The following is a 10,996-nucleotide window of genomic DNA, read 5'->3' as shown; positions in this document are numbered from 1 at the left end:
TTGTAGTAGTCGACATAATAATATCCTAAGAATTAATAAAAATGTGCCTAAAATTGGGCAATTTAGCAGGAAGAAAACAAGTATTTAACTGAGGATAACGCGAAGGATTATTACTAATAACAACGTGGTACGTACAAATAAACAGGGCTTTCTATCAACCCGATGCGAAGCAGGATAACAGTAACTGAAACTACATAACAAGCTTTATTTATTTTTCTTTTTTATTTTAAGGGGGCTTTTTGCGTCGTTTTCAAGCTATGCGGTTATTTACTCGATTGCTCTTTCTGTTCGTTTTTTCATAGAAGGTGGGGTCAGGAGGGATGAATGTCTAAATTTTCATCCACTCCAAAGCAGTTAACGTTACAGTATTCTAAATTCAATATTTATTCAGCAATTGCTATGGCTATTTCAACCTCATTGGCGCTTTTATAGTATTCATAGTCGCAGTTGTAAGTTCGAGTATATTTACAATCATCAGAACTAAAGTATTGCCAGATCTCTCCCCACAAATCGATTACGGTATCGGGCATGTCACCTGTAGCGTAAAACACTAAATATGCCCCCGGTGCTGTGGTAACTTCAATTGAGTTTGTAACTTTAATGCTTGAGTCATTGCAGCAAGCAATCACATCAAAGTCACCAGTCATATCTGTTTCGTAATTAGTGTACACACCATAAACATGGGTTTTCGCTGTTAGTTTAGCGCCGTATTGCTCTGTAAATTTTTGCCATAAACCGGCTATTTTAGCTGTGTCGGTGTTCATTTCATTGGCATTACATGTTCTGATTCTTAGGCCTGTTAAGGTCTTACTTTCAAGCTGTTTTAACTGCATACCGACTTTCCTTTATATGTGAGTTCACAGGTTAACTTAACAGAAATTGCTTTAAAGGTTTAATTTATCGACTTAAATACTGTTTATTGATTTTATGGTATCTATCACTGTATGCATACGTTTTGCTAACGGCCGATTACGATGATGGCATACATAAATAGACTCACTAATTGGGTTTGCTAAGTGATGAATTTTTATTTGCTCAGGTTTATTAAATGCCCCCACTGCATGAGCGGGTAAAACAGTGAAGCCGAGTCCTAGGCTTACAGGTTCGAGAATTAAACTAATCTGATTAGAAAAACCAGTACGTTTTATTTGATTAATATGTTCAAACTCCGGATAGTTTTCACTTAACAATAATTGTGCATGATGTTTAGCATCAGGATGACCGATAAAACCGAGTTCACACAATGTTTGCCAGTTTGGAGTAGGGTAACCTGCTGGTGTGACTAATAATAGTTCCTCTTGCCCTAGTTTGTGGCTGGTGATCTCGCTACGTGTTGGCGCTTGAGTTAAAAATCCTATATCGGCATTGTGATTGGCAACTGCCTGTTCTACGCTTTCGTTTGGTGCAAAACGATAATCTATACTGAGGTTGTTATGAGTCGCTTGTAAATTTAATAGCTGATCATAAAACTTTAACCCACAACTCCCCGGCGATTGCACTTTAACATCACCGCTATATGGCGAGTCGTTATGTAACTCTTGCTCTAGAAATTGCCAGTCTTTGAGTAGCCGACTGCCCCTTTGATATAGGCTTTGCCCTTGAGCTGTTAGGGTAAATTGCTTTCCGTGACGCTCAAGGAGTTGACAGTCTAGTTGCTGCTCTAGTTTTTTTATATGTTGGCTCACACCTGATTGCGTCATAAACAAGCGTTCGCTGGTGCGAGTAAAGTGGTTAACTTCAACAAGTGTACAAAACGTATTTAACCAAGCTGGATTTATCATTACAAAACGTACTTATAATTATGAGTAATGATAATTTTACTTAATGATTTATAGTTCGTAAAGTAAGTACTCAAACAAATCATGATGCAACAGGAGCACAGGTTATGAGTAACGTTTACCCACGTAATTTTTCACATATTGGTATTTCAGTCCCTGATCTAGATAAGGCAGTTGAGTTTTACACGCAAGTTTTAGGTTGGTATTTGATAATGAAACCAACTGAGATAGCAGAAGATAAGAGCCCAATAGGCGAAATGTGTACGGATGTATTTGGTGCAGGTTGGGATAAGTTTCGAATCGCGCATTTATCAACTGGCGACCGTATAGGGGTTGAAATTTTTGAGTTTAAAAATCAGCAAAACCCAGACGATAATTTCGAATACTGGAAAACAGGCATCTTCCACTTTTGTGTTCAAGATCCTAATGTAGAAGAGTTAGCAGAGCGCATTGTTGAAGCTGGCGGTAAAAAGCGCATGGCTGAGCCGCGTTACTATTACCCAGGTGAAAAACCATATCGCATGATTTATATGGAAGACCCATTTGGTAATATCCTTGAAATTTATAGCCACAGCTATGAATTAACTTATAGCGACGGTGCTTATTAAAGTAATTTATAATGCAGTCCATTGGGCTGCATTATTGTTTTTTTGATACGTAAATTTAACCCTTATTATTTTAAAATGCTTTTTGTTGTTATTGATTCATGTAGTTTGAATTGGCAGTGGTTAGCACTATCTGTAAACGCCCTTTACAGTATAAAAGCTAGCCAGCTTTTATTCATCACGATAAGATGAGGTATATATTAAACAACAAGAACTAGAATGAATGTTAAATAAAACCAACGCATTAATTTATTTATTAGCTTTTAGCAGTGGCTTTAGCATTATGGGGATCGAGCTACTCGGTGGGCGTATTTTAGCGCCTTACTTTGGTAGTAGTGTACACATTTGGGGCAGTATAATTACCGTCTTTATGCTTAGTTTATCGTTTGGTTATTTACTTGGCGGTAAACTGTCGATTAAACAACCTTCGTTAACCAAATACGGTCTTATTTTTTTAGTGGCAAGCATTATGGTGCTGCCGATAGCGCTGTTTGCAGAGCCTATTATGGAGTTCATTTTTACCCACGTTGAGGATAGCCGCTACGGCTCACTACTTGCTTCTACCGCGCTATTTTTTATTCCAACCATTATTTTAGGCATGATCTCACCCTACTCGGTGCGTTTATTAGTAACCGACAGCGAACGTAGCGGCCAAGTAGCTGGCGGCTTATACTTTGTAAGCACATTGGGAAGCGCTCTAGGTACTATCATTACTTCGTTTTACATGGTGCTGGCGTTCGATGTAAACACCATAATTATCGGGTTTGCGAGCTTTATAGGGTGTTTAGGTTTATTAGCCATTGTGGTTGATTCCGTCACTAAGAAGGAAGCTGTTTATGCGTAATTACTTTCACCTAATTGCGGTTTTAGCTTTATTCGCAAGTGCGCCGACAATGGCTGATATTATTCATAAGGAACGTTCACTCTATCGTAATATTTTAGTGGAAGAAAATGGTGATTTACGCTGTTTAAAGTTTGACGAAAAAACGCGTACAAGCAGTCAAAGTTGCATGTATGTTAGTAAACCAAAAGAATTGGTTTTCAATTACACTAAACTCACATTTGCTAGTTTATTAATGATAGACAACCCACAAAATGTACTGATCATTGGTCTTGGCGGCGGCACGCTTTCTAATGTAATACACCAACTTTATCCCCAAGCAAGTATAGAAAACGTTGAAATAGACCCTGCAGTAATTAAAGTTGCACGAGATTATTTTGATTTTATCGAAACCGAGAAAGTCACTGCAAAAGTACAAGATGGGCGTATTTTTATAAAGCGGGCAGCGATTAAAAAGGAGCAATATGATTGGATCATTCTTGATGCGTTTAATGGTGATTACATACCCGAGCACCTTCTAACCAAAGAGTTTTTTGACGAAATAAAAAGTGTATTGGCTCCTAACGGTATCATTGCTGCAAACACATTTTCTTCAAGCAAGCTCTACCAACATGAATCCGCGACCTATCATGCCGTGTTTGGTGATTTCATCAATGTGACAACGGAAAAAAACAGCAACAGAATCATTTTAGCGGGTTTTAAAGCACCTCCAACAACGCAAGAAATTGCACAACGCATTGAAAAACTAACCCCGTTATTATCACCATATAACATTGATATTAAAGCTATTAGCCAAGGAATGAAATCGACTAAGAATAATCAAGATTGGCCTGCTGATACCAAAGTACTTACCGACCAGTACTCCCCTGCTAACTTACTCAACTTTTAGTATCTATATGTAATGGCCACTTAGTTGGCCATTATAGTCAAATATTTATGTGCTTTATGGTAACTGCACTACCCTATTTATAAACAATGATGACTAACGCAATATTTACTTAGCAAGCTAAGTAATGTTAAACTAGTTAGCATGCTAACTATAAAGGGTGGTTATGTCTTTACCATTTCATGAAACTTTAGATTTATCTTTGTGCGGTAACATGGGCCGTGTGCATCGTTTGTGCCGGGAAGCTGTAACAGCAGCTGTGGAGCATTTGGGATTAACGCAATCTCGTTGGACCGCGATGATCCATATAAACCACTTACCTGATGGCGCTACACAACAGCAGCTAGCCCACAGTTTAGGTATTGAGATGCCTTCGCTCACCCGTACGGTTAAGCAACTTGAGCAACAACAGTTAATTATTCGACGCGTAGATGAGGACGATAAACGTAGTCGGAAAATTTATTTCACCGAACAAGGTGAGCAATTGCTAAGCACACTTAAAGTATTGATCACTGACGTTAAGCAACAGTTATACGCAGGACTAAGCAATGAGCAATTAGATATGATGGCTTATGGGCTTGTGCAAATGGAAGAAAATGCGCGTCGTTGTTTAACACGTTTAAATGAAGAGAAATAAATAATGACGCCAGACCAAAAATTTGCCCGTTATGTGAAAATATCACTTGTTGGGTTTATCTTACTTTTTGCGTATTTTGTGATTGCAGATATGTATTTACCGGTAACTCCTCAAGCGCGTGTTTATCACCCGGTAATACAAGTGACGCCGCAAGTAAGTGGCCGTGTAAACAAAGTCTTGGTTAATAATAACCAAGCTGTGAAAAGTGGTGAGGCACTGTTTTTAATTGAACCCGCTCCTTTTGAATTAGCGGTTGAACAAGCGCAATTAACCTATGCCGATGCGCAACTACAAAATCAGCGCTTTGATAGCAGTGTTAAAGCGATTGAGGCGCAGCTAGCAGCGGCTAATGCGAAGTTACATGAGCAAGAATTGCTATTTGATCGAAGCGAATCATTACTTAAAAAACGTTCAATATCCGAGCAGGAATATGAAACTATCAGTGCTAATTATCAGTCAAGTAAAGCCAATGTTGCTGCCATTGAAGCGCAATTAACAGAAGCAAAGTTAGCACGGGGCCAACGCGGAGATGACAATCTTGCACTTCGCCATGCTAAAAACTTATTAGCGCAAGCAAAGTTGAATCTGTCTTATAGTAAAGTCAGCGCCGATATAGATGGCAAAGTGGCTAACTTACAAGTTAATAGCGGCACATATGCTAATAAAGGCCAGCCTATGTTAGCGATTGTCGCAAACAAAGCCGACTTGGTGGCTGATTTTCGAGAAAAGTCATTAACCAACTTTGGTCTAAAAAGTGCCGCAAAAGTGACCTTTGATGCTTTACCTGGTCAAGTGTTCGATGGTGTGATTAGCTCATTTGAAGCAGGTGTAAGTGATGGGCAAATAAGTGCGAATGGTCTATTAAGCAGTACTGAAAACAGCAACCGTTGGGTAAGAGATGCGCAGCGTCAGCGTATCCACATTAAGTTAGATGAACCGCAATTACTAAGCAAGTTGCCCAGTGGCGCACGAGCAACAGTGCAGTTACTGCCTGAGTCAAGCATTGGACAGTGGTGTGCGAGTGCGCAAATTCGCTTTATAAGCTTGCTGCACTTCATTTACTAAGGGAGGCAGAATGTCGGTTCCTTCGCTTGATAAAAATGGTTTACGCCAAGCACTTCGAATCGCTGGCGGTAGCGCACTAGGTTTTAGCTTATGTAAGCTGATGAACTGGCCTAATGGCATCTTTTTTACTGTATACCCAATGCTATTACTTGGCTTAGTGCCCATATTAAATGCCCATATCATTCGCCAGTTTTTTGCCAGTGCCGCTTTTAGTGCCGTTTTTGTACTCGTTTTACAAGGCTTATTTTCACATTTGCCTGTGGTGATGACCTTACTTTGCTTTTTAGCGTTTGCCTTTTTGTTCTATCAGATGAGCCGTGGGGCAAATTTTTTGTTTGGGGCTTTGAGTGTGGTGAGTTTGTCTATTCAATTGCACTTTTCGAGTTATGTTAGTAGTGGCACGAGTATTTACCCGCTGATCATAAGTAACGGTGTTGCGGTAGTCGTTACGGTATTGGCTGCGGTATTAATGCATTTTGTGTTTCCTGATGTTGCACCGCGACCGGCTCGGGTAATGCCAACAAAAGCGGTCGAAAGCGTACGCCATGAAGTGTTGTTATGTGCCACGGTGGCTACTTTATCATTTGTGCTTTTTCAGGTGTTTGATTTACAAGATTCAATTTCAGCGCAAGCCGCCTCTATTTTAATTTTGTTTCCACTATGTTGGAAAGCTGCAGGTATGGCGGGTTGGCAACGTGCTATCGGTACGCTTATTGGTTGTAATTTGGCCTTAGTTTCGCAATTGTTTTTGTATAATCATACTGATATTTTGTTATTCCCTGCGCTAATCTTATGGATTTTGACTTTTATTTTTAGCCGCTATCATATTATTGCCGGTGGAATTCCCGGTGTTGGTTTTGGTGTGATCACCACATTTGGCATTTTGTTTGGTCAATCACTCGGCCCAGGGCAAGACTTAGTTTATAGTGCTTTGTATCGTTTTTCGTCAGTATCCGTAGCTATTTTGATAAGCTTGTGCGCGGTGTATATTATGCACCATATTTTGAACCGGTTTAGCGTTACACGCCACCATACCTTTGATTAAAAGCGTAGCGTTAGCAAAAAAGCTACGCTTAATAATCGAGAGTTTATTTTACGGTTGCGTCAAATTTATCTTCAACACACCGGCTGTAAGCGCCTTCGCTAAGGGCAAAGTAAGGCGTTTGATACGGCACGAGTTTACATTCAAAGCTCTTACCATCTGGGCGATACTGCTGCCATGTCCAATCTTCGTCCCAATGGATATTTAGGGCTCCGGAGCCATCGTTCGTAAAGCTATCTTGATTGCTACAATTAAGTACTTCGTTTGTTTCGATAGGCACATTTAAATACGCAGCAAACTGCTCGTAATAGGCAATACGATTAAGTGCTTGAGGTTTGTCATAGCCATGGCCGCATTCTATACCGCCATTAATGATATTAATTGTTGCGCCAAAGCCTGGGCTAATGCCGCGAGCTGTATCTGCTTCATTAGGCACCCATGAACCATCAATAACCGACATCATGTCAGGCTTTGGTGGTTGCGGGTAAACAAAAAAGAATACCGCTGAGGCTAAATTTAGCCAAGTATCAGCGACGAGTTCAGGGTCGTTAAGTAATACACTAACATCGGAGAACATAGCATCTGAGAACGGCCCATAGTTGTAGTTATATGACAGCTGCTTGGCTCCTCGGCCAAAGTATTTTAAGTATAAGCCTTGCTCATCGGTGCCACAGGGCCAGGTTTGTCCTTGCCATGTTGAAGGTGTGCATGAATTATTGTAACCACAACCAGCACTTGTTTCGCTACACCCAGCTTCGCGAATAAAGTACAAACCTTGACGCCATTGCGGGATGGCTGAATGTGGGTCGTGGCCTCCTGTTTCTTGAGTGAAATGCGCGAACATAGTCGCTAATGCTTTTCGACACACAGCTTCTGCTTTTTGCTCTGTTTCATAGTCATCACAAAAGGCGGGGAATTTAGCCACTGCTTGTAAAAATTTGCGATATGTATATTCTGGCGCACGATCTGGGAACAAAAACTCAAAACTTGCTTGATCAAGAATTTGCTCCAAACGTTTTACATTGGCAGGGTTTGCTGCACGAAGTGGGGTGACCGCTTCAACACTCGTGTTATCAAGCTTTCGTATGGTGTTTTTGACCTTGCTGAATAAGGGCGATGAGGTTTTTTGCTGCTCAGTATCAGCGACTATCGCAGCATCAATAAAGTAACCCCCGTTTGGATTAATCGTGACGCCTGTTTCATATGGGTCGCCAGATGGCGGAGTGACGGGGGGTTCAACTGGGGGCTCAGTAGGTGGTTCAACAGGAGGCTCTGTGGGAGGGTCAATCGGCGGCTCAATACTCGTAGTACAAGGAGTTGAATCTAGTTGCACAGCCCAGGCTCCCCATTGCGTAGCACCGGGTTCCTCACCTGGATTTGCCCACCATTTTGCTTTATATAGTGTACTTGCGTAGCAAACTTCACTCCCGCCAGCATATGATTTACTTGTTTGCCAAATTTCAGCAGCATGACTTTGCCAAGATACTATGGACAGCGCTGTCATCGCGACGCAGATAATCGATTTATTAAAATTCATCAGTGATCCTAAAATAGGGTTATACGATACTTTATCAATGAATTTCCATTATAGGCACAAATAAACTTAACGATCAATTAACATAATAAACAAATAATTTAAAAGTTGCTTGGTAATGCTTGGCATTTATTTACGTGGAATTAGCCACAGCGTTAGTGCGCCAGCTAATATTCCCCAAAATGCTGAGCCAACAGAAAACATTGTAAGATCAGACGCTGTAACTAAAAAAGTGATCATAGCTGATTCAGTATAATAACTGTCTGATAATGCCTGCTGGAGGCTTGAAGCAATCGTAGTGAACAGCGCAATACCCGCCAATGCTAAAATTAAGGCTTGCGGTAAGCTTGCTACTAACCCTACTAATGTCGCTGCACCAATTGCCATCAGGATATAAAAAACACCTCCGGCAATGCTCGCCCAATAGCGTTTGGCTGGATCTCTATCTGCGTCGTCACTCATACAAATTGCTGCGGTAATTGCAGCTAAGTTAATGGCGTAGCCACCAAACGGGGCGATTATAATATTGGTTAAACCCGTTACGTTTAAAGACGCTGACACTGGTGCCGGGTAGTTATGTGCCTTGAGTACAGCAATGCCTGGCAGGTTTTGCGAGGTCATTGTGACAATATAAAGCGGAATGCCGATGCTGATCATCGCTTGCAAATTAAATTCAGGACTAATAAAAGCAAATTCACTCATTTTCCATTGCCAGCTGCTGGTATCTATTTGCCCTGTGGCACCTGCCATAACAAACCCTGCAATTAATACTATTAGCATAGTAAAGCGTGGCATTAAGCGTTTACTCAGTAGATAAACCAGCACCATAACACCGATTAATAACGGTTTTTCGGCCATAAAATTAAATACATCGATACCAAAGGTGACCAGTACTCCAGCAAGCATTGCACAGGCTAACTGACTAGGAATGCGCTGCATTATTTTTTCAAACCAACCAGTAATACCAGAGATAAACACCAGCAATGCACTAAACATAAAAGCGCCTACAGCTTGGTTTAAACTATAGCCTTGAGCGCTGGTTATTAATAGCGCAGCCCCTGTGGTCGACCAAGCAATCAATATCGGTATTTTGTAATAATACGAAAGGCCAATGGATGTAACCCCCATTGCAAGACCAAGCATTAATACCCAGCTTGCGACCAAGTCAGCAGTGCCACCAAGCACAATAACAACTTGATAGATTAATGCGATTGAGCTGGTAAAGCCGATGATCACAGCCACTAATCCTGCGGTAGCACGATTTAATAATTGATCTGATAGGTGCATGGAATGCCTTATAATAGGGTGATATGTACCCATTAATACATGGATCTTATTGGACTGCTAGGTACAAATGCTAAACTATGACTAAGGTCTAAATTTCATCACCATTTAGATTGCATAACTGTTATTTAATTGCAGGCCATAATGTTTTACCGTCGCTGTCTATTTTGCCCAGTAATTTAATGCCGAGTATGTTGGCTATTAATGGGTAGACGTCGAGGTTATTGACCTCATCAAGTACTAAACCTTGTTGCAATGCGGGTCCTTGAGCGATAAATATTGCCGCCATATCATCGTTATATGCATACCCGTGAGTGCCTAAGTAACTTACTTTTCCTGAGTTAGAAAACGCTTTAGGTGCCGTGGTTTGTAAAATGATATCACCAGTGCGGCCATTATTTTCATAGTGGTACGCAGCTCGCTGTGCATCACTAAGCACACTATAGCGTCCTTTTGCAGCTTTACTTAAACGCTCTTTATATGCAGTTATATCATCTGCTGTGGTGCTCTCATTGGCGTAAATTAACACCCGAGGGCCCGTATTTTTTACCATAAACTTGTCATCTTTAGGTAAGCTGCTGATGGCGATACTTTGATTTGGTCCAACAGAGCTCATACCATGATCAGAGACAATCACTAGATTAATATTTTGCTCAAGTTCAGCAAGGCGTTGCTGTAACTGCCCCATTAACGCATCTACTTCGTGCACAGCTTGTTTTGTTTGCAGGGCATCTGGGCCAAACTCATGGCCCATACTATCAACTAATGAAAAATAACTGATCACTAAACGAGGTCGCTGTGCTTTTGGCAGTGCTAACCATTGTATTATTTGGTCAATTCTATGTTGATAGTCACTGTGTTTTGAGTAGTGGTAATAGTAATCAGGCGTCATGCCATTAAAGCGGGCATCTGATTCTGGCCAAAAATAAGTGGCTGATTTTAAGCCTTGCATTGACGCTAAATTCCACAGTGGAATGCCGTTAAACCAAGTGCTGTCGTCTTTGCCCTTACCCATGCTGTAGCATTCACCGCGCTTGGTGTCGCAAAAGCGGTTATCAACAACGCCATGATTTATTGGTAATAAGCCAGTGATGATAGAAAGGTGATTAGGAAAGGTTTTGGTTGGATAAACAGGGCGCATTTTGCTGCCACGCACGCCCTGCTTAGCAATTCTATTCAGGTTTTTTGCACCGTGCTTTTCGATGTAATCCCAGCGAAAGCCATCAAGAGAAATGAGCACCACGGACTGTTCCTCACTCGCTTTTAAATTTAGGCTGGTGAGGGTTATAAAAACAAAAATTAAACGTAATATGTGCATGAGCTT

The 10,996-nt window shown here is 41.0% G+C and carries 11 protein-coding genes; 6 read left to right on the top strand and 5 right to left on the bottom strand.

Translation table 11 applies throughout. The features are described 5' to 3' along the window. Positions 1-383: 383 nt before the first annotated feature. Positions 384-833 carry a GyrI-like domain-containing protein gene (locus CWB85_RS08995; protein ID WP_138554682.1) on the bottom strand — a complete coding sequence of 150 codons (450 nt, stop codon included), beginning with the start codon at positions 831-833 and terminating at the stop codon, positions 384-386. A 72-nt stretch (positions 834-905) separates the two neighbouring features. Further along, positions 906-1,781 (bottom strand): LysR family transcriptional regulator, encoded by an 876-nt coding sequence (locus CWB85_RS08990; RefSeq protein WP_138554681.1) that lies wholly within the window; start codon positions 1,779-1,781, stop codon positions 906-908. A 104-nt stretch (positions 1,782-1,885) separates the two neighbouring features. On the opposite strand from CWB85_RS08990, the gene CWB85_RS08985 reads away from it, so the two are divergent. From CWB85_RS08985 to CWB85_RS08960, 6 genes are all read left to right on the top strand, one after another. Further along, a complete protein-coding gene (locus CWB85_RS08985; RefSeq protein ID WP_016706514.1) occupies positions 1,886-2,386 on the top strand; it encodes a lactoylglutathione lyase family protein in 501 nt (166 codons plus the stop codon). 220 nt (positions 2,387-2,606) lie between these two features. Beyond that, positions 2,607-3,227: a fused MFS/spermidine synthase gene (locus tag CWB85_RS08980; protein WP_016706513.1), complete on the top strand. Its 621-nt coding sequence runs from the start codon at positions 2,607-2,609 to the stop codon at positions 3,225-3,227. Positions 3,228-3,276: 49 nt separating this feature from the next. Then, complete coding sequence (locus tag CWB85_RS08975) at positions 3,277-4,113, top strand: spermidine synthase (RefSeq protein ID WP_374954827.1); 837 nt, start codon at positions 3,277-3,279, stop codon at positions 4,111-4,113. Between the two features lie 163 nt (positions 4,114-4,276). Continuing rightward, positions 4,277-4,747, top strand: a complete 471-nt coding sequence (locus CWB85_RS08970; RefSeq protein ID WP_016706511.1) for a MarR family transcriptional regulator — start codon at positions 4,277-4,279, stop codon at positions 4,745-4,747. Between the two features lie 3 nt (positions 4,748-4,750). Continuing rightward, on the top strand, positions 4,751-5,812 hold the full coding sequence (locus tag CWB85_RS08965) for an HlyD family secretion protein (protein WP_016706510.1): 1,062 nt from the start codon (positions 4,751-4,753) through the stop codon (positions 5,810-5,812). Positions 5,813-5,822: 10 nt separating this feature from the next. After that, positions 5,823-6,857 (top strand): DUF2955 domain-containing protein, encoded by a 1,035-nt coding sequence (locus CWB85_RS08960; RefSeq protein WP_138554680.1) that lies wholly within the window; start codon positions 5,823-5,825, stop codon positions 6,855-6,857. Positions 6,858-6,900: 43 nt separating this feature from the next. Here CWB85_RS08960 and CWB85_RS08955 read toward each other — a convergent pair whose 3' ends face one another. From CWB85_RS08955 to CWB85_RS08945, 3 genes are all read right to left on the bottom strand, one after another. Continuing rightward, entirely contained in the window at positions 6,901-8,391 is a 1,491-nt protein-coding gene (locus CWB85_RS08955; protein ID WP_138554679.1) for a glycoside hydrolase family 19 protein, read from the bottom strand. 126 nt (positions 8,392-8,517) lie between these two features. Continuing rightward, the gene (locus CWB85_RS08950; RefSeq protein ID WP_138554678.1) at positions 8,518-9,675 is read right to left on the bottom strand and encodes a benzoate/H(+) symporter BenE family transporter; all 1,158 of its coding nucleotides are present in this window, start codon (positions 9,673-9,675) and stop codon (positions 8,518-8,520) included. A 121-nt stretch (positions 9,676-9,796) separates the two neighbouring features. Further along, positions 9,797-10,990 carry an alkaline phosphatase family protein gene (locus tag CWB85_RS08945; RefSeq protein ID WP_138554677.1) on the bottom strand — a complete coding sequence of 398 codons (1,194 nt, stop codon included), beginning with the start codon at positions 10,988-10,990 and terminating at the stop codon, positions 9,797-9,799. Positions 10,991-10,996: the final 6 nt, after the last annotated feature.

It is taken from the genome of Pseudoalteromonas sp. S1727 (assembly GCF_005886375.1).
GTDB lineage: Bacteria > Pseudomonadota > Gammaproteobacteria > Enterobacterales > Alteromonadaceae > Pseudoalteromonas > Pseudoalteromonas haloplanktis.
This window is presented reverse-complemented; position numbering and strand designations above follow the sequence as displayed.

Bases quoted from the DNA above. Each gene is read 5' to 3' on its own strand.
- CWB85_RS08995 (WP_138554682.1), bottom strand. From the start codon at position 833: ATGCAGTTAAAACAGCTTGAAAGTAAGACCTTAACAGGCCTAAGAATC.
- CWB85_RS08990 (WP_138554681.1), bottom strand. From the start codon at position 1,781: ATGATAAATCCAGCTTGGTTAAATACGTTTTGTACACTTGTTGAAGTT.
- CWB85_RS08985 (WP_016706514.1), top strand. From the start codon at position 1,886: ATGAGTAACGTTTACCCACGTAATTTTTCACATATTGGTATTTCAGTC.
- CWB85_RS08980 (WP_016706513.1), top strand. From the start codon at position 2,607: ATGTTAAATAAAACCAACGCATTAATTTATTTATTAGCTTTTAGCAGT.
- CWB85_RS08975 (WP_374954827.1), top strand. From the start codon at position 3,277: ATGGCTGATATTATTCATAAGGAACGTTCACTCTATCGTAATATTTTA.
- CWB85_RS08970 (WP_016706511.1), top strand. From the start codon at position 4,277: ATGTCTTTACCATTTCATGAAACTTTAGATTTATCTTTGTGCGGTAAC.
- CWB85_RS08965 (WP_016706510.1), top strand. From the start codon at position 4,751: ATGACGCCAGACCAAAAATTTGCCCGTTATGTGAAAATATCACTTGTT.
- CWB85_RS08960 (WP_138554680.1), top strand. From the start codon at position 5,823: ATGTCGGTTCCTTCGCTTGATAAAAATGGTTTACGCCAAGCACTTCGA.
- CWB85_RS08955 (WP_138554679.1), bottom strand. From the start codon at position 8,391: ATGAATTTTAATAAATCGATTATCTGCGTCGCGATGACAGCGCTGTCC.
- CWB85_RS08950 (WP_138554678.1), bottom strand. From the start codon at position 9,675: ATGCACCTATCAGATCAATTATTAAATCGTGCTACCGCAGGATTAGTG.
- CWB85_RS08945 (WP_138554677.1), bottom strand. From the start codon at position 10,990: ATGCACATATTACGTTTAATTTTTGTTTTTATAACCCTCACCAGCCTA.